13 protein-coding genes and 1 pseudogene are annotated in these 18,058 nt (G+C 73.2%); 9 read left to right on the top strand and 5 right to left on the bottom strand.

The genetic code is table 11. From position 1 onward, the window contains the following. Positions 1–116: 116 nt before the first annotated feature. The 3 genes from ACGFZP_RS24340 to ACGFZP_RS24330 all read right to left on the bottom strand — a co-directional run bounded on the left by ACGFZP_RS24340 (position 117) and on the right by ACGFZP_RS24330 (position 2,172). Complete coding sequence (locus tag ACGFZP_RS24340) at positions 117–983, bottom strand: SDR family oxidoreductase (protein ID WP_392936619.1); 867 nt, start codon at positions 981–983, stop codon at positions 117–119. A gap of 28 nt (positions 984–1,011) precedes the next feature. Then, positions 1,012–1,482, bottom strand: coding sequence for a hypothetical protein (locus ACGFZP_RS24335; RefSeq protein ID WP_392936617.1), 471 nt, complete (start codon positions 1,480–1,482; stop codon positions 1,012–1,014). Between the two features lie 162 nt (positions 1,483–1,644). Next, complete coding sequence (locus ACGFZP_RS24330; protein ID WP_392936614.1) at positions 1,645–2,172, bottom strand: MarR family winged helix-turn-helix transcriptional regulator; 528 nt, start codon at positions 2,170–2,172, stop codon at positions 1,645–1,647. 258 nt (positions 2,173–2,430) lie between these two features. Between ACGFZP_RS24330 and ACGFZP_RS24325 the strand changes: the two genes are divergently transcribed. From ACGFZP_RS24325 to ACGFZP_RS24305, 5 genes and pseudogenes are all read left to right on the top strand, one after another. Beyond that, positions 2,431–4,065 carry an FAD-binding oxidoreductase gene (locus ACGFZP_RS24325; RefSeq protein WP_392936612.1) on the top strand — a complete coding sequence of 545 codons (1,635 nt, stop codon included), beginning with the start codon at positions 2,431–2,433 and terminating at the stop codon, positions 4,063–4,065. A 236-nt stretch (positions 4,066–4,301) separates the two neighbouring features. Further along, positions 4,302–4,625 (top strand): ferredoxin, encoded by a 324-nt coding sequence (gene fdxA, locus ACGFZP_RS24320; protein WP_392936609.1) that lies wholly within the window; start codon positions 4,302–4,304, stop codon positions 4,623–4,625. Between the two features lie 309 nt (positions 4,626–4,934). Next, positions 4,935–6,587, top strand: coding sequence for a hypothetical protein (locus ACGFZP_RS24315; RefSeq protein ID WP_392936607.1), 1,653 nt, complete (start codon positions 4,935–4,937; stop codon positions 6,585–6,587). A gap of 342 nt (positions 6,588–6,929) precedes the next feature. Then, positions 6,930–7,364: a hypothetical protein gene (locus ACGFZP_RS24310; protein ID WP_392936605.1), complete on the top strand. Its 435-nt coding sequence runs from the start codon at positions 6,930–6,932 to the stop codon at positions 7,362–7,364. A 210-nt stretch (positions 7,365–7,574) separates the two neighbouring features. Then, positions 7,575–7,802 (top strand): annotated as a pseudogene (locus ACGFZP_RS24305) (NAD-dependent epimerase/dehydratase family protein); the annotation flags it as partial. Positions 7,803–8,087: 285 nt separating this feature from the next. Here ACGFZP_RS24305 and ACGFZP_RS24300 read toward each other — a convergent pair. Beyond that, a complete protein-coding gene (locus ACGFZP_RS24300; protein WP_392936602.1) occupies positions 8,088–8,435 on the bottom strand; it encodes an antibiotic biosynthesis monooxygenase family protein in 348 nt (115 codons plus the stop codon). 588 nt (positions 8,436–9,023) lie between these two features. Between ACGFZP_RS24300 and ACGFZP_RS24295 the strand changes: the two genes are divergently transcribed. Beyond that, positions 9,024–9,299, top strand: a complete 276-nt coding sequence (locus tag ACGFZP_RS24295) for a hypothetical protein (protein ID WP_392936600.1) — start codon at positions 9,024–9,026, stop codon at positions 9,297–9,299. A gap of 161 nt (positions 9,300–9,460) precedes the next feature. Here ACGFZP_RS24295 and ACGFZP_RS24290 read toward each other — a convergent pair whose 3' ends face one another. Then, complete coding sequence (locus ACGFZP_RS24290) at positions 9,461–10,186, bottom strand: ABC transporter ATP-binding protein (RefSeq protein ID WP_392936597.1); 726 nt, start codon at positions 10,184–10,186, stop codon at positions 9,461–9,463. 299 nt (positions 10,187–10,485) lie between these two features. On the opposite strand from ACGFZP_RS24290, the gene ACGFZP_RS24285 reads away from it, so the two are divergent. The 3 genes from ACGFZP_RS24285 (at position 10,486) to ACGFZP_RS24275 (ending at position 17,856) form a co-directional block, all read left to right on the top strand. Then, complete coding sequence (locus tag ACGFZP_RS24285; protein ID WP_392936595.1) at positions 10,486–13,773, top strand: FtsX-like permease family protein; 3,288 nt, start codon at positions 10,486–10,488, stop codon at positions 13,771–13,773. Then, a complete protein-coding gene (locus tag ACGFZP_RS24280) occupies positions 13,770–16,640 on the top strand; it encodes a hypothetical protein (protein WP_392936593.1) in 2,871 nt (956 codons plus the stop codon). The genes ACGFZP_RS24285 and ACGFZP_RS24280 overlap by 4 nt, the downstream gene beginning before the upstream one ends. 223 nt (positions 16,641–16,863) lie before the next feature. Next, entirely contained in the window at positions 16,864–17,856 is a 993-nt protein-coding gene (locus ACGFZP_RS24275; protein ID WP_392936590.1) for an ABC transporter ATP-binding protein, read from the top strand. Positions 17,857–18,058: the final 202 nt, after the last annotated feature.

The raw sequence follows: 18,058 nt of genomic DNA, 5'->3' as shown, positions 1-18,058 counted from the left end.
TCAGTCAGTTTGACGGACCGTCAGGCAAATTTCTCCAGCGTGAGCCACGCCACACCGAATTGTGCTCCCTTCGGGTGGCGGGCCCGGTTTCCGGGCCCGCCACGGCGCCGGATGGATCAGTTGAACAGTTCCCGGTGCTCGCCGAGGAAGGCCTCCAGGGTGCGCGGAGGCCGTCCGAGCAGTCGGGCGACGGTGTCGTCCGGGCGCTCCGGCCGGTCGGCCGCCAGTCGCTGGATCTCCAGGACGTGGGTCGCCAGCCAGTCGGGCATCCCGGCGAACCGCACCAGGTGTGCGTGCAGCTCCGCGGGCTCCAGGTCGACGTACCGGACGGGCCGTCCGAGCACTGCGCCGATCAGCGCGACGAGCTCCGGGTGGTTGTAGGCGCGGTCACCGGTCAGGTGGTACGTCCCCCCGGCGATCCCGGGCCGGGTGAGCGCTGCGGCGGCGACCTCGCCGATGTCCCGGCAGTCGACGTAGTTGCACCGGGCCTCCCCCAGCGTACCGTGTACGAACCCGGCACCCGCTATGCCGGGAGCCAGCAGCAGCAGTCGCTGCATGAACGCGTACGGCCGCAGGACGGTGGCCGTGACCCCCGAGGCCCGCAGGTGCTCCTCGACCCGGTGGTGGCCGCGTGAGATGGCGACGGGGGAGTCCGGCTCGGCGGCGGGCGCCGAGATCTTGACGATGTGCTCCACGCCGCTCCGGACGGCCAGGTCGACGGCGCGCAGCTCGTGCTCGACCTGCTGCGGCCCGTTGGCCATGGTGAGGAACAGCTGCTGGACCCCCTGGAAGGCGGTGCGCAGCGAGTCGGGGTCGTCGGCGTCGGCGGCCACCGGCTCGACCAGCGGGCGGGTGCGGTAGGTGAGGCCGGCCTTGAGCCGGTCCGGGTCGCGGCTGAGGGCGCGGCTCGGGACTCCGAGTGCGGCGAGGCTCTGGAGCAGTGCGCCGCCGGTGGCGCCGGAGGCTCCCATGATGGCGATCATCGTGTGGTCCTTTCGGTTGGTGGTGGTGTCAGCGGGACTGGTGCCGCCGGCGCGGGCGGGTGCCGCGCCAGCGCCAGCCGGTCATGGTCGCGCCGATCGCGGCCGAGACCGGGAGGTCGATGCGGAGCCGGTCGGGCCACGGGCTGTCGGCCAGCGCGGGGATGCGCGGCAGCCAGTGCGCGCCGGACCAGCCCAGCAGCAGGGCGAGGGCGGCGGCCAGGACGCCCAGTCCGACCGCCAGCAGGGCGCGCGGCACCCGGAGCGTCCACGAGTGGTCCGGGCGGCGGCGAAGCCGGGAGCCGACCAGTGCGGTGACCACGGCGGAGGTGCCGGCGATGGTGGTGCCGGCCGCGATCAGCAGTTCGGGCTGCCCGGTCGCCAGGCCGACGAGGCCTGCCATCAGGGCGGGCATCGCGTAGGCGACCAGGACCTCGCGGTGGAGCACGAACGGCGGGGGCCCGCCGGGCGGGCCGGTGGAGATGGTGTGCGTTCCGGTCATGGGCTTCCTCTTCTATGTGCTTAGGTGGCTAATTATTAGTGCTTAGTTGCCTAATTATTTGTCCGCGAGGGGGCGGGCCGCCGGTCGTCTCCGGGCGGCCCGCCGTGGTGGAGCCGGTGGGGCCTACGTCCAGCAGGACCTGGACGCCTTCTGAAACACGCCCTAGTCGGCGGTCAGGGCGTCCATGCCCTCGACCAGCCTGGCCAGCAGGTCGAGGAACACGCTGCGCTCCTCCACCGAGAGGCCGCCGACCATGGCCTGCATGCGTGCGTAGTGCTCGGGTGCCATGTCCCGCAGGCGCTGGGCGCCGCGCGCGGTCAGGATGACCACACTGCCCCGGCCGTCCTCGGCGGACGGCCGGCGGGCCACCAGGCCGTCGCGCTCGAGCCCGTCGACCAGGCCGGTCACGGTCGCCCGCGACACTCCGAGGCTCACCGCGAGCTGGGAGGGCGCCTTCTCGCCGCCGTGGTCCTCCAGGTCGGCGAGCAGCCGGTAGCGCCCGGTGGAGAGGCCGAACCGGGAGAAGTGCGCCTCGCCGGCCTGGCCGAGCCGCGCGCCCGCCGTCATCAGGCGGGCCGCGACCAGGATCGCCTGCGGGTCGGCCGTGAGGCCGTAGCGGGTGATCTGGCGCTGAGCCTGGTCGAGCGTGGGGGCGCCGCCCGGGTCTGGCCGGGGCCTGTCGTGAGCCATGGAAGTAATATGGCCCCTAATCACCTAGGTCGTCAAGGCGGCCGGTCCGGGCGGGGCGGGGTGCGGCCCCGCTGGGGTCGGGGTGGCGCCTGCGGTGGTGTCGATGCCCTGGGGGCGGGCGGGGTCGGGCCTGGTGGGTCCGGACCGGCTTTCGAAAAGGACGTACTTTCACATTAATTCGTATAGGGATTCCTCTTTCCATTTCTCGTGCTAGCGTGCGGCTGCCAGCTTCTCAGCGTAGAGAAAGTGTGTCCTGACATGCGTCGAGAATTCTCCCGCCGTGGATTCCTGGGCAGTGCCGGAATGGCCGCCGCCGGGGTTTCGGTCGGTTCGCTGGGAGCGGCCGCCGGGCCGGCCTCCGCCGCCGAGGCCGCGGCGGTGGCCGAGGGGCAGTCCGTGCTGCCGGGCGATCCGCGGTACCAGACGCTCAGTCAGGGCTTCAACCAGCGCTGGAGCAGCAAGCCGGAGTACATCCGCCTGGTCGGCAACGAGGCGGGCGCCGTGGCGGAGCTGAGGACGGCCCTCGGGAGGGGGCTGCGGCCGACGATCCGGGCCGGCGGGCACTGCTACGAGGGGTTCGTCGACAACAGCGGCGGCGTGATTCTCGACCTCAGCACCCTGCGGGGCGTGTACACCGCGACGGACAAGTTCGGAAAGCCGACGTACTGCGTCGAGGGTGGCGCCACCAACTGGGACGTCTACACCACCCTGTTCCGGAAGTACGACGTCACGCTGCCGGCCGGCTCCTGCTACTCGGTCGGGGCCGGCGGACACATCTGCGGAGGCGGGTACGGCCTGCTGTCACGGCGGCACGGGCTGACCGTCGACCACCTGGTCCAGGTCGACGTGGTCACCGTCCGGGGCGGCAAGGTCGAGCTCACCAAGGCGAACCGCCTCGACACCAAGGGCTCGCCGGAGGAGGACCTCTTCTGGGCGCACACCGGGGGCGGCGGCGGGAACTTCGGTGTCGTGCTGCGCTACCACTTCGCGCACGACATCCCCAAGCCGCCGCCGCGGGTCTGGCTGAGCAGCGTCGCCTGGCCGTGGGAGGGCCTGCTGAAGAACCCCGGGGACTTCCGGACGCTGCTGAAGAACTTCGGCGCCTTCTTCGCCAAGCACAGCGGCAAGGACGAGACCGTCTACCGGGGCCTGTTCAGCATCCTCAAGCTCACCCACAAGTCGAACGGGAACGTCGTCCTGCTGAGCCAGTGGGACGAGGACGACCCCGCCCCGCTGGACGCGTTCGTGGCCTTCGTGGAATCCGGCATGACGACCAAGTCGACCGTCCAGACGCACACCGCCGGAGGCCTGCTCCTGCCCTACCCGGACAAGCGCCGCCAGATGCCGTGGTTCCAGGCCACCATGACGCTCAATCCCTCCGGCGACAACCAGCGCGGCAAGTACAAGTCGGCCTACCACCGCGAGCCCTTCACCGCCGCCCAGACCGATGCCTTCTGGGCCTGGCTGACCAGGGACGCGGGCGGGATCGATCTCACGCAGACCCTCGTCCAGGTCGACTCCTACGGCTGCCGGATCAACGCCCGCGGATCCACCGAGACGGCCGTTCCCCAGCGTGACTCGATCATGAAGCTCCAGTACCAGACCTACTGGACCGACCCCGCCGGGGACGACGCCCACCTCGCCTATCTGCGCGGCATCTACCAGGCCGTCTACAAGTCCACCGGCGGCATCCCGGAGATCGGTCCGACCAGCACCACCGACGGCGCCTACGTCAACTACCCCGACGTCGACCTCGGCCAGGCCGGCCAGGTCAAGCCCGCGTACCAGCGCCTGTACTACAAGGAGAACTACGCCCGGCTGCAGAAGACCAAGAAGACCTGGGACGGAAACAACGTCTTCCACCACGCCCAGTCGATCACCCTGCCGTCCTGACCGTGCAGGCGGACCCGCGCTGACCGCTCCCGCGCGGCTGCCCGCCTGGCCTGGCTGCACGCCGACGGCGTGTAGTGCAGTCGCGCTGCTGGTCCTCGCGGAGCCGGCCCCGGGGGCCCTTAGGACAGGGCCTACAGGCGTCGGGGGCCGGCACCGTCCTCGGAGAGTGCGTCGCCGGGGTTCAGCAGGGCGCAGGCCTTCATCGAGAGGCAGCCGCAGCCGATGCCGGCAGCCCGATGACGTTTGTGATCGCCCTGCCCTGTGTGGACGTCAAGGACAAGGCATGCCTGGACGAGTGCCCCGTCGACTGCATCTACGAGGGGGAGCGGATGCTCTACGTCCACCCCGACGAGTGCATCGACTGCGGCGCCTGTGAGCCGGTCTGCCCGGTCGAGGCGATCTACTTCGAGGACGACACCCCGGAGCCGTGGCGTCCGTTCAACGCGGCGAACGCCGAGTTCTTCACCGACCTCGGATCCCCCGGGGGCAGCGCGAAGCTCGGCCTGATCGAGAAGGACCACCCGATGGTGGCGGCACTGCCGGTCCAGGACACCGTCTGACCCACCTGGCGCGCCGGGCCCTCCCGTCCGGACTCGGCCTGGTCGACGCCCTGCCCCGCTGCTCGCCCGGGCATCAAGCCCAGGGGCCGAGGTGTTCGATTCGACCCGCGCCGGCCACCAGCTGCACCTGCCGCTGTCCCGGCTACCCGCCGGGGAGCACGCAGCCCTTGTCGGGACGGGGCGCTCGTCACAGAGGGTCAAAGATCAGACTGCTAGATTGATCAAGACATCGAACAGTTCGATTGTCGACGGATGTGAGCATGGGGGGATTCGGTGCGCAGTCGCCGACTTGCGGTTCCGGCTGTCCTGGTGGCGGCAGGTGTCGGTCTTACGCCGGGCATCGCGCTGGCGGAGCCCGGCGCGGTCCAGGTGGACAAGGGGGCGGCCGCCGCGGCGGCCGGGGAACCGGCTGCGCCGGGGTTCAGTCTCCCGGCGGCCCCGGCGTTCAGCAGCCCGGCGGAGCGGACCGTGGTGGCGCCGAATGGCGCTGCGGCACCACTCTCGGGGAGCTCGAACCCCTGGGTCAGCCTGTCGGCGACGCCGTGGGCCGGGCACATCATCGACCTCAGGACGTACGTCAGCGTCAGCGAGCGGGCCGGCGTGGAGGTGACGATCTCCTGGGGCGACGACACCACGAGTTCGTTCTCGGCGGACCTTGCCGGCTACGCGTCGGACAGCCGGACGACCAGGCACACGTACGCCGTGGTCGGCTCGTACGACATCAAGGTGACGGTGAAGGACACCACCCACGGCACGGTTGCCACGAACGAGGTCAAGGTCACCACTTGGGGGGCCGAGTTCACCCCGCACGCGCCGACCCGGCTGCTGGACACCCGCGAGGGCGTCGGCGCCGTCAAGGCGAAGGTGCCGGCGCGCAGTTCGGTGGCGCTGAAGGTGGCGGGCGCGGCGGACGTACCGGTCGGGGCGGCGGCGGTGGCCATGAACGTCACGGTCACCGACACGGTGGGCCCCGGTCACATCTCGGTGGAGTCGCAGAAGGACCTCGCCGAGGGCGCCGAGACGTCGAACGTGAACTTCGTCGCCGGGCAGACCGTTGCGAACATGGTGGTCTCGGCGGTCGGCGCGGACGGATACGTGTACCTGTTCAACGCAGGCTGGGAGCCGGTCGACCTGATCGCGGACGTCACCGGCTTCTTCACGCACGCGAAGGCCGGCGGCTACGTGTCGGTGGCGCCGGTGCGGGCCGTCGACACCCGCGCGGGCCTGGGCGCGGCGCAGGCCCAGGTCGCGGGCCAGTCGAGCCTCGGCGTGCAGATCGCGGGCCGCGAGGGCGCGCCGAAGGGCGTGACCGCGGTGGCGCTCAACCTGACGGCCACCGGCTCGGAGGAGGCCGGGCACCTGACCGCCTACCCGGGCGGGCAGACGCCGCCGACCACCTCCAACGTGAACTTCACTCCCGGTCAGACGATCGCCAACGCGGTGATCGTGCCGGTCGGCCCGGACGGCACGATCCGGATCCGCAACGGCAGTTGGGGTCCGGCGGACGTGGTGGTCGACGTGGTCGGCTACTACACGCCGGAGAGCCGTTCGGCGTTCGTGGCCGCGGTCGTGCCCTTCCGGGTCGTCGACAGCCGCACGGACAAGTGGGGCCGCAAGGCGGGACCGCTGGCCGCCCGCAGCTACTACGCCATGCGGAACGAGGGCGACACCACCAACCCCCAGGTCGACGGCTGGGTGCTGAACACCACCGTCACCAACACCTCCGGGCCGGGCTTCCTCTCCCTCGCGCCCGACCCCTACTTCTGGTCCGACTACCAGAACGGCACCCCGGCGACGCCGGAGCGGCCCGTCGCCTCAGCGGTCAACTGGACGGCGGGCACCACTGCTGCGAACGTCGCGCAGACCCCCGCCGGCAAGGGTGGGATCATCGACATCTGGAACCAGGGCTGGGAGGACGTTGACTTCATGATCGACCTGCTCGGCTACTACACGACGCACTGACACGGGCCCGGCGGGCGGGGCGGCGTTCCGGCGACGGAGCGGCCGCCCCGCCCCGCGTTCGGCGCCGAAGGGCGGTCTCATGAGCCGATCCCCGCAGCCCGTGCCGCCCTGGCGGACCGCCGATGGCGGACGGTCGGGGCGCGCGGCACTGCCGTGTCTGCTGCCCATGGCTTTCCGCTGACCGCGCTCGGTGAGGCACACGGCGAGCCGGCTCCCGATCGGCGGAGAATCTTGAAAAACGCCGATGTGGTGCCTGCCACCTCAGGTAGACATGCCATATCCGAGGCGACAAACCGGGCGTGACGACCCGTCCGACCGGCCCGCCCCGACCGGAGGGGAACCATGACCGAGCCCAGCACCCCGCCCGCCGAGCAGCTGCACTACGCGGTGGACCTCACCCAGGCCGACATCGAGGCCATCCACGGCTTCCTGCACCAGCGGATCAGCCCGATCAAGGGGGACGACGCCTTCGGCAGCCCGGAGCAGCGCGCCGCGCGGGCTCTGGAGAGCCTGGTGCGCACCGCTTCCGCCCGCGCCGAGGTGATGCTCACGCGCCTGACCGAGAACCCGGACGACCGGCACCGTGGGGAGAACCTGCACACACTCCGACAGAGCTGGCAGGCCCTGGTGGAGGTCGCCGAGGAGTGGTCCGACACGCCTGGCTTCGACCGCCGCCGCTGGCGCGACGTCGACGCCGACCCCGCCGCCGCGGCACTGCGCCACCGGCTGGTGGCCAAGCAGCGCGCCGAGGCCGCCGACACCGCAGCACAGGCCTGACCCGCCGTCACCGCGCCGCCCCGGCATCACGCCGGGGCGGCAACCCGGCCTCAGGATCTCCTTCATCAACGGCGTCGCCGACATGTGCGAGGCCGCCGACGGCGACGACCGTCCGCCAGCTCGGTCGGCCCGGCAAGTAGCCGTCGGCCGCCGTGAGGTGCGCCGGGATGGGATCGAAGCGAACGGCCGGCCGTGTGCGGGAGACCGGCCATGGACAGGCTGTCGGGTATGAAGATCCTCGTGCTCGGCGGCTCGACGTTCCTCGGGCGTGCCTACGTCGCAGACGCCCTCTCGCGTGGCCATGAGGTCACCACCTTCAACCGCGGGGTCAGCGGTGCCGACCTCGACCGCGCCGAGGCGGTGCGGGGTGACCGGACCCGGCCGGAGGACCTGGAGCGCCTGGTCGACGGGCGGCGATGGGACGCCGTCGTCGACACCTCGGGTCAGCAGCCGTACGACGTGGCACAGAGCGCCCGGCTGCTCCGCGGCCGCGCCGGCCACTACAGCTTCGTCTCCTCCGTCCACGCCTTCGCCGACTGGCCCGCCAAGCCCGTCGACGAGGACTCCGACACCCTGGAGTGCCCGGCGGACACGCTGCCGACCAGCCGTTCGCCACCGCCCTCAAGGCGGGGATCGCAGGACCACAGCCCCACCGGCACAACTGCCCCGCGAACGCCGGGAACCCGGCGACACCGTGAGCCAGGGCGGGCCCCGTGGTGCCACCTACAGATCGGCCGGGCGCAGGAACCCGTAGGCGCGCTCGACCTTGGCCACGTGCACCGCGAACGAGGCGTACCAGTGCTCGCGCCCGTGTGCGCGGGTCAGCGTGTGCTCCGCGTGACCCCGCCAGGCCGCGATCGACTCCTCGTCGCTCCAGTACGACACCGTGATTCCCAGACCGTCCGCGCCGCGCGCCGAATCGACGCCGAGGAAGCCCGGCTGGTCGGCAGCCAGTTTCAGCATCTGCTCCGCCCTGTCCCCGTAGCCCTCGTCACCAGCGGTCCGTACGGAGGTGAACACCACCGCGTAGTAGGGCGGGGCTGGCAGCGATGCGGGCGCGAGATCAGTCACGGAGGTCCTCCAACAGGTGGCGGCGGGGTATCGCCGCAAACGATCTCGCGCACCCGCCTGAACCCACAACCCCATTGTCTCGTAGGGGCCCACGCTCCTTGCTGCGGGGCCGGCTGCGAGGGGCGCGTCGGAGAGAGACCACTGCTCGGCACCCCGCAGGCTGGTGGGAATTACGCCCGGCCGGATTCTGTGTGAGCGGTGAGCGGTGAGCGGTGAGCGGTGAGCAGTGAGCAGGGCGTGGGGCAGGTAGTCGCTCTGCACCGCCCAGTGTCCGGGCCCAGGCCCGGGCCCGGATCCGGGCGAGCACGGCAGGGGGATCGCCGACCGCGTCGTCGCCGACACTGCGGGTGAAGTCGAAGGCCTCGCCGAACTTCTCCGCCTCACTCGGCGGAATGGGCCGAGAACTGCATTCCGCGGGGAATTCCTGTGCACGGTGGACCCAGGCGAGCCGGGTCCGGGCCGATTGCCGGCGGAAACGTCGATCTCGGGAAACCCGATCGCGTGAAACCCGTGAAAGGGGCGAACCACGCCCGGCCTGTCGGCCCGGGCCGGGATGCGGGTGGTGGCGGAGGGGCGCAGGGTCGAGGTATGAGCGGAGTGATCGTGCTGGTGGAGCTGGAGCCGTCCACGGAGGTGCTGGACGCGGGGGAGGTCGAGGTGGGCGCGAGGGTGCGCTGGGTGCACGCGGCGCCCGGTGACCCGGACGCGGGCGGCGACCCCGGTCCGGTGACGTTCTGCGGGATCGACACCGACGAGCTCGAACGGGAGGAGTACCGCCCGGCCGGCCCCGGCGAGCCCTGGTACCCGCCCTCCCAGCGGACCAGGCGCTGCCGCGCGTGCGAGGCGGCGCTCAGGTCGCTCTGAGGCGGTTCGTGGGGCGGTTCGTGCGGCGGTACTGCGGACGTGGAGATGTCCGGCAGGACGGCCGGCCGGTGGCCGAAAGGGCAGAGTCCCGGTGGCCGGGAGGGCGGGTTCGCGGTGGCCGGGGGGCCCCGCCCGTCCCGGTGGGAGAGGGCCTCGACGGCCTACTCGGCGACGTCCGCGGTCTCGGCCTCGACGATCCGGCCGTCGCGGAGCTCGATCACCCGGTCGGCCAGCTCCATCAGGGTCGGGTCGTGGGTCGCGACCAGGGCGGTGACGCCTTCGTTGCGGACGACCGCGCGCAGCAGCTGCATGATCGAGCGGCCGGTCTCGGAGTCCAGCTGGCCGGTCGGCTCGTCGGCGATGATCAGGTCCGGCTCGTTGGCCAGCGCACGGGCGATGGCCACGCGCTGCTGCTGACCGCCGGACAGCTCGCCGGGCCGCTGGTGGGCGTGGTCCGAGAGGCCGACCAGGGCCAGCAGGGTCCGTGCCCGCTCCTCGCGCTGCTTGGCCGGGACCTTGCGAAGCCGCATCGGCACGCCGACGTTCTCGGAGGCCGTGAGCACCGGGATCAGGCCGAAGGACTGGAACACGAACCCGATCCGGTCACGGCGCATCGCCAGCCGTCCGTCCTCGTCCAGTCCGGCCAGGTCGGTGCCGTCCAGCGCGACCGTCCCGCCGGTCGGGGTGTCGAGGCCGCCGACCAGGTTGAGCAGCGTGGTCTTGCCGGAGCCCGATCGTCCCTTCAGGGCGGTCAGTTCGCCTCGGCCGACCGAGAACGAGACGCCGCGCAGCGCCTGTACGGCCCGCTCGCCGGTACCGAAACTTCGCTGGAGATCGGTGACCGCCAGCATGGGAGCGGTGACGGTGCCGGCCGGTTGCTGCGTCATGCGGCGTCCCCCTGGGTGTGCCTCGATGTTCCTTGCGGATGCTTCCCGCGCATGAAGTGTTCATGGCGTATTGACAGGTCATCAGGTAGACCATCCCTGTCTATGCGGAGAATTTGCTCACTACTCACATGATTCGCGCAAGTCCCTTCCGTTCCGAGAACGAATCTGACAGCATCGTCCGCTATCCGGTGATCAAGCGCCGGTGATCACCACGCCGTGTGCAAGGGACGTCCCTGGGGCCATGCCCCCGTGAGACGGGCGCCGGTGGGGGCCATGGAAAGTCTCGGGGAGGAATCGGAATGCTCGGCTTCGTCGTCCGCCGTCTGCGCGGACGACTGATACTGGCCACCGCCGTCCTGCTCACGATGCTCATCACCACAGCGGTGCTGACCACGCTCGTGGCGTTCAGCCGGACCGTCGAGGAGGTCGGCCTCGGTCAGGCGCTGCAAGGGTCCGGCCATGCCAGGACCACCGTGCTCATCAGCGCGGAGCACCCCGTCGACGCCCGGGCCAAGGACGACCAGGCCGTCCGGTCGTACAGCGACAAGGTGTTCGGCGACCGGTCCGTACAGACCCAGAGCCTCGCCCGCAGCCGCTCCTTCGGACTGCCGGCCAATGCCGTCGCGGGACAGCCCGCCCCGGCCGCGGCGGCGGCAACCGGCGGGTCCGGCAAGGACGTTGACCTCACCGTGCTCGCCGCGCTCGACCGCGAGCGGGTGCGCCTGGTCGCCGGCGGCTGGCCCGCGGCGGCCGGTCAGCCGGCCGCCGCGGTACCGCTGCAGGCCGCCGTCCCGCAGGCCGCGCTGGCCCGGCTCGGCCTCACCGCCGAGGCGCTGCCCGCCGAGGTCCGCCTGGACGATCGCTTCACCGGCACGCTCCTCACCGTCCGGATCACCGGCGTCTACCGCGCCGTCGACCCCAACGACCCGTACTGGCGGCTCGATCCGGTCGGCGGCCACGAGATCCAGGTCGGCGGCTTCACCACCTACGGCCCGATGCTGGTCGACGACACCGCCTTCACCGCCGCCGGCCTGCCGCAGAACGGCCGCAGCTGGCTGCTCGACGCCGACCTCGCCGACATCCGAGGCCCCGAGGCCGCCGCCGTCCGGGACCGCGCCCCCGGCCTCACCGAGGAGCTCCAGAAGCTCTCGGGGCTCCGCGCCGCGACCCAACTGCCCGACCTCCTGCGCGAACTGGAGTCCAGCGCCCTGGTCGCCCGCTCCACCCTGCTGATCGGCGCCCTCCAACTGATCGTGCTGTCCGCCGCCGTCCTCCTGCTGGTGGTCCACCTGATGGCCGCCCGACAGGAGAGCGAGAACGCCCTGCTGGCCGCGCGCGGCGCCTCCAGCGCCCGCCTCGGGGTGTTCACCGCCACCGAGTCGCTGCTCTTCGCCCTGCCCGCCGCACTGCTGGCACCCCTGTTCACCCCGATCCTGGTGCGCGTGCTCGCCAGCCGGGGACCGCTCGCCGACATGCCGCTGGACTCCGGCCTGAACTGGACGCTCTGGCCCGTCGCCGGCGGTTGCGCCCTCGCCTGCGTCGTCCTCACCACCGCCCCCGCCGTCCTGCGCGGCGCCGGCGCCGCCGTGCTGAGCCGGGCGGGCCGACGCCAGGCGGTCGTCGCCGGCGCCGTCCGCTCCGGTCTCGACCTCGCGGTGGTCGCCCTCGCCTTCCTCGCCTACCAGCAACTCGCCCACTACAACGGCGGACTGTCGGCGGACGCCTCCGGCCGGCTCGGCCTGGACCCCGTCCTGATCGCCGCCCCCACCCTGGCCCTCGCCGCCGGAACCCTGCTGGTGCTGCGGCTGTTCCCGCTCGGCGCCGCCCTCGGCGGCCGACTGGCCGCCCGCGGCCGCGGACTCGTCCCCGCCCTCGCCGGCTGGCAGCTCGCCCGCCGCCCGGGCCGGGCCACCGGCCCCGTCCTGCTCCTGGTACTCGCCGTCTCCACCGGTGTGCTGGCGCTCGGTCAGCACAGCACCTGGTCCGGCTCCCAGCGCGACCAGTCCGACTTCGCCAGCGCCGGCGGCCTGCGGATCTCCGACGCACAGGGGGGCGGTATCGGCCAGGGCGGGCGATTCAGCGCCCTGCCCGGCGGCGACCGGCTGATACCCGTGGTCCGCCAGGATTCCTCACTGCCGACCGGCGTCGCCGGCCAGGTACTGGCCCTGGACGCCGCCGGCTTCGCCGAGCGGGTCCCGGTCCGCTCCGACCTGCTCGACGGGCACACCCGGCAGGAACTGTTCGCCCCGCTCGCCAAACCCGCGCCCCCCGGTGCACCGACCGGACTGCCGCTCCCCGGCCGGCCTCAGCGGATCGACGTCCACGTCACCGTCAGCCCGGCCGACGGATCCCCGGTCGGCCCCGAGGTCTGGCTGATGCTGCGCGACCGCTTCGGCAGCACCTACCGCGCCGCGCTGGCCGGAATCCCCGCCCAGGGCGACGCCGTGGCCACCGCCGACCTCGCCACCCTGGCCGGCGCCCCGGTCGGCTCCGCCGCGGCGCCGCTCACCGTGGCCGGACTGGTGGTCGTGTTCGGCCAGGACGGCGCCGCCCCGCACTCCGGCAACCTGACCGTCCGCCGGATCGGCGTCGCCGACACCGCACACGGACCGGCGACCGCCGTCCCGGTACCCGCCGGCCTCACCTGGGCCCTGACCGCCCTCGCCCAGGAGGGCAGGTCCGAGTCCGCCGTCGACGGCGCGGCGGCCGGGGACCAGCAGCTGCTCAAGCTGCGCTACGCCCCCGGCACCAAGGGCAAGGGCGTCACCCAGGCCAACATCGGACCCGCCGGCGCCCCGGCCCCGGACGCCCTCACCGGCGTGGCCACCCACGGGTACCTCACCGCCACCGGGGCCGCCGTCGGCGACACCGTCCAGGTGCCGTTCGCCGGAGTCACCCTGCCGGTCAAGATCACCGGCGCCGTCGAGTCCCTCCCGGTGGCCGGAGGCACCGCGCTCGCCCTCGACCTCGCCACCACCGGGCGCCTGCTCGCCGCGGGCGGCCGACAACTGCCCGCGCCCACCGAATGGTGGCTGCCCGCCACCGGCCGCGGCGACCAGGTGCCCGCAGAGGCCGCCGCCGCCCTGCGCGCCGCACCCGGCGGGCAGACCCTCACCCTGCGCGACGAGGTCGCCGCCGAGCTGCTCTCCGACCCGCTCAGCGCCGCCCCGCAGAGCGCGCTCGCCGCCATCGCCCTGGTCAGCACCATCCTCGCCGCGATCGGCTTCGCCGCCTCCTCGGCGGCCTCCGCCCGGGAACGCGCCGGGGAGTTCACCGTGCTGCTCGCCCTCGGCACCCCGAGGCGCTGGCTGGTCCGCACCGCCGCCGCCGAGCAGGCCGTCCTGGTCGGCCTCGGCAGCGCCGTCGGCCTGGGCCTGGGCGCCCTGATCGTCCAACTGATCGTGCCACTCGTGGTCCTCACCCCGGCCGCCCGCCGACCGGTACCCGAGGTCCTGGTCGACCTGCCGTTCGGCTGGGCCGTCCTGCTCGCGGCCGCGATCGCCGCCGTTCCCCTGCTGTCGGCCTTCCTGATCGGACGCCGCCGCCGAGACGTGGCCGCCCGGCTGCGGCACGTGGAGGAGATGTGACCACCCAGGCCGGCACCGGCACGCCCCGGCGCCCCGACGCCGAACCGCGGTCCGAGCACCTCCCGGCGCCCTGGGTCCGTACCAGGCTGCGCTCCTCGCGACCCGCGGTGCTGCTCATGGCCGCACTCGCCTTCGGCACCGTCTTCCTCGCGGCGGCGTTCCCGCGGGCCCTCGACCGGGGGACCGACTCCGCCCTGCGCGACTACCTGCACAGCCGCGGGCCGGCCTGGACCAGCGTGCTCTTCACCGCGGGACACAAGTACGAGCCGAAGGACCTCGACCGGCTGGTGGGGAAGTTCACCTCCCATCCGAACGAGACCTTCCGGTTCGCCGACGACAAGTCGGTGTACGGCACCCGCGGCAACTCGCTGCGCACACTCTTCAACACCGGACTCGCGCGGCCGGACGAGGTGCCCCCGAGGCTCGGCCTGCTCTACCTGAAGGGCGTCACCGAGCACACCAGCCTGGTCGCCGGGAACTGGCCCACCGTCGGCAACGACGCCGAGCCGGTCCAGATCGCGATCAGCAGGAGTGCCGCCGACACCATCGGCATCCACCTCGGCCAGGTCCTCGACGCCGGGTCCACCCTCAATGATGAACCGGTCCAGGCGAAGGTGGTCGGCCTCTACGCCGCCATCGACCCGGGCGACCAGTACTGGCTGAACCTCAACTGCCCCGAGGCGGCCTGTCTGATGGGCGCCGGGAAGCGCTACTGGGCCACCGCCGGCATCATCGACCCCGGTGCGGTGCCCCGACTCGACCGGTGGGGCACCGGCTCCACCGACTTCTGGCGGCTGCCCGTCGACGTCGACGAACTGCGCGCGGACCAGCTCTCCCAGACCAGCGCGGAGATCTCCTCCTACGTGGCCGGCTCCACCGGGATCCACCTGATCCAGGACAGCGGACGGCCGGACCTGCAGCTCAGCTCCCAGCTGCCGCAGCTGTTCGACCGGGCCGTGGCCCGACAGGAGGCCACCGCGCCGCTCTCCGCGATCGGCCCGGCCGGCCTGGCCGGGGTCGCCGGCGTGGTGCTCTGCCTGGCGGCCGCGCTGACCTTCGACCGGCGCGGCGGCGAGCTGCGGCTGCTCCAGGCCCGCGGGGGATCGCGCGGCGGTGTGCTGCTGCGCCTGCTCGGCGAGGGCGCACTGACCGTGCTGCCCGCCGCCGCCGTCGCCACCGCGCTCGCCCTCCTGCTGCTGCCGACCGCGCGCTGGTCCGGCGCGGTGCTGGCCGCCCTGGCCACCACCCTGCTCGCCCTGCTCGGCTTCCCCGCCCGCGCCGTCCTGCTCTGGTCCGCGCAGCGCCCGCCGAGCAGGCGCCGCCGACTGGTCGGCGAGCTCGCCGTCCTCGCCATCACCGGCGCGGCCGTGCTGGAGGTCCGCCGCCGCGGCATCGCCCCCTCCGGAGAGGGCCTGGACCCGATCCTGGTCGCGGCCCCGCTGCTGCTGGCCCTGAGCGGAGGACTGCTGCTCGCCCGGATCCAGCCGGTCGTGGTCGGCGCGCTCGCCCGCGCCACCGGCCGGGGGTCCGGACTGGTCGGCTTCCTCGGCCTGGCCCGCGCCGCCCGGGGCACCGGCGGACGACCGCGTCCCTCGATCCTCCCGCTGCTCGCGCTGATGCTCGCCGTCACCACGGCCGGCTTCGGAGCCACCGTGCTGGACGCGGTCGACGGCGCCCGGATCCACGCCGCCCGGGACGAGATCGGGGCCGACGCGTCCGTCGTCGCGCCGGTCGGCTTCGCGCTGGAACCAGGCCTCACCGCGGCCGCGGACGCCCTGCCCGGGGTACGGACGAGCTCCAAGGTCTGGTGGGAGAGCGAGGTGTTCCTGCTCGGCACCAACAACGGCTCCGCCCGGGTCCACCTGCTGGCCGTCGACCCGCAGAGCTACGCCGAGCTGTCCCGGACGGTCGGGCGAGGAGAGTTCGACCCGGCCGCCCTGGCCGGCGGCGAAGGCGGGATCGACACGCCCATGCCGGCCCTGTTCAGCGCCGAGGTCGCCAAGGCGGTCGGCAGCGGTGAGTACCGCCTGCGGATGCCCAACGGCCGGGAGATCCTGGCCACCAAGACCGGCTCGGTCGACGGCACCCCCGCCCTGGAGGCCGAGACCCGGCGCTTCATCATCCTGCCGATCGGCCCGGCCTCCGCGCGGCTGCCGCAGATGGGCCGCCCCAACCTGTGGTTCGCGGCCGGCGACGTGAACGAGCAGCAGCTGCGGAAGGTCGTCCGCGACTCGGGCCCCGGCGGCGCGGCATCGGGGCAGGCGTCCGCGCCCGCCGCCGTGCCCGCGCCCGCGACGACCCAGGCCGCCTCGCCCGCACCCGCGTCGGCGGCCGCCACCAAGGGCGTCACGGCCGACGAGCCGGACGGCCTGCCGACCGGCTACGCGGTGCGCACCAGCAGCGCCCGGTCCGCCGAGCTCGCGGACGACCCGCTCCAGGCCGCGGCCGGCCGGCTGTTCTGGGCCGCCGTGATCGGCGCCGCCGGGTTCGCCCTGCTCGCCGTCCTGCTGACCCTGCTCCGGGCCGCCCCCGAACGCGTCGCCATGCTCGCCCGGCTGCGGACCATGGGCCTGCGCCCCCGGCAGGGCCTGGCGCTGATCGTCGCCGAGACCCTGCCGCAGACCCTCGTGGCGGCGGTCGGCGGAGGGCTGACCGCGATCGCCGCGGTCGCCCTGCTCGGACCGGCCTTCGACCTGTCCGCCCTGGTGGGCGCCCCGGTCAAGGGCGGGTTGCAGCCCGCCGTGGTGCCGGTCCTGATTCAGGTGCTCGGCCTGTCCGCCCTGGTCTGCGCCGGGGTGCTGGCCGAGGCGCTGATCTCCGGTCGACGGCAGATCACCACCGAACTGCGGGTGGGGGACCAGCGGTGACCAGCGGCCGGGCCGCCCTCGGGGCCCGTCCTCAGTCGGGTCCCCGGGGTGTTTGCAAAGTTCCGCGAGAGGGTGTTCGCAAAGTCGCGCCGGCCCCTGTGGGGCTTTGCGAACACCCCCGGGCGGGCAGCAGTACGAGCGGTAGCGGTAGCGGTAACGGAATCGGCTCGCGGCAACCGCGACCAGGAGCGCACCCAGGCGCAGCGGCGACAGGAGACCAGCGGTGAACAGCGCCCCCCAGAGCCAGGCGGCAAGCCAGGCACCCACCTTCCAGGAGCTGCAGGAGAAGGCTCTCGCCGCCGCGAGTCCGAAGGCGTACGGCGCGGGCGCCGCGATCGTCTGCGACCGCCTGGTGCGGATCTTCAGCGCCGAGGGCATCGAGGTGCAGGCGCTCCAAGGGCTGGAGCTGACCATCCAGCAGGGCGACCTGGTGGCGCTGGTCGGCGCCTCCGGCAGCGGCAAGTCCACCCTGCTCACCATCCTCGCCGGGCTCGACGTGCCGACGGCCGGCACCGCGACGGTGGCCGGCTGCGACCTGCTGGAGATGTCGGCGAAGGAACGCCTGCGCTACCGCCGCGAGGTGGTCGGCTTCATCTGGCAGCAGACCGCCCGGAACCTGCTGCCCTTCCTGACCGCCGCCGAGAACATCGCCCTGCCGATGCAGCTGCGCGGCCGCCAGGGCGGATCGGCCGGCCGGGCCCGGCAGCAGGCGGCCCGCGTCGCCGAGCTGCTGGAGGCCATGGACCTCGGCGACCTGGCGCACCGCCGCCCCGGAGAGATGTCCGGCGGCCAGCAGCAGCGGGTGGCGATCGCCGTCGCGATGGCCAACAACCCGCCGGTGCTGCTCGCCGACGAGCCGACCGGCGAGCTGGACTCCGAGACCGGGGCCGGCATCTTCGAGGCGTTCCGCACCGTCAACCGCGAGCTCGGCGCCACCGTCGTCATCGTCACCCACGACCCGATGGTGGCAGGCGAGGTGCGCCGCACCGTCGCCATCCGCGACGGCCGCACCAGCAGCGAGGTGCTGCGCCGGACCGTGACCGACGAGCACGGCGAGGAGTCGATCAAGGAGCGCGAGTACGTGATGCTGGACCGCACCGGCCGGGTGCAGCTGCCGGTGAAGTTCCTGGAGGCGCTCGGGATGGAGCACCGGGTGGCGGTCGACCTCGGTGACGACCACATCGCCGTGCGCCCGGACGACCTGGCCGGTCACTGAGCGTTCGGCCGGGGGTCCGCCACTGAGCGTTCGGCCGGGGTCGGTCGCCGAGCGGACCCCCGGCCGGGAGGGCCGGTCGCCGCGACGGCCGGCGGCTGACCTGGCCGTTCGCGGCGGCGGGCCCCGGTCGTGGGGCCCGGGGGCGGTGGTCGGCCCCGGGCGCAGTGCTGGTTCGATAGGGGGCGCCCGTCGACCACCCCGC

Source organism: Kitasatospora sp. NPDC048239 (genome assembly GCF_043202015.1).
GTDB lineage: Bacteria > Actinomycetota > Actinomycetes > Streptomycetales > Streptomycetaceae > Kitasatospora.
Note: the sequence above shows the minus strand (reverse complement) of the source record. Positions and strands in the feature narration are given on the sequence as shown.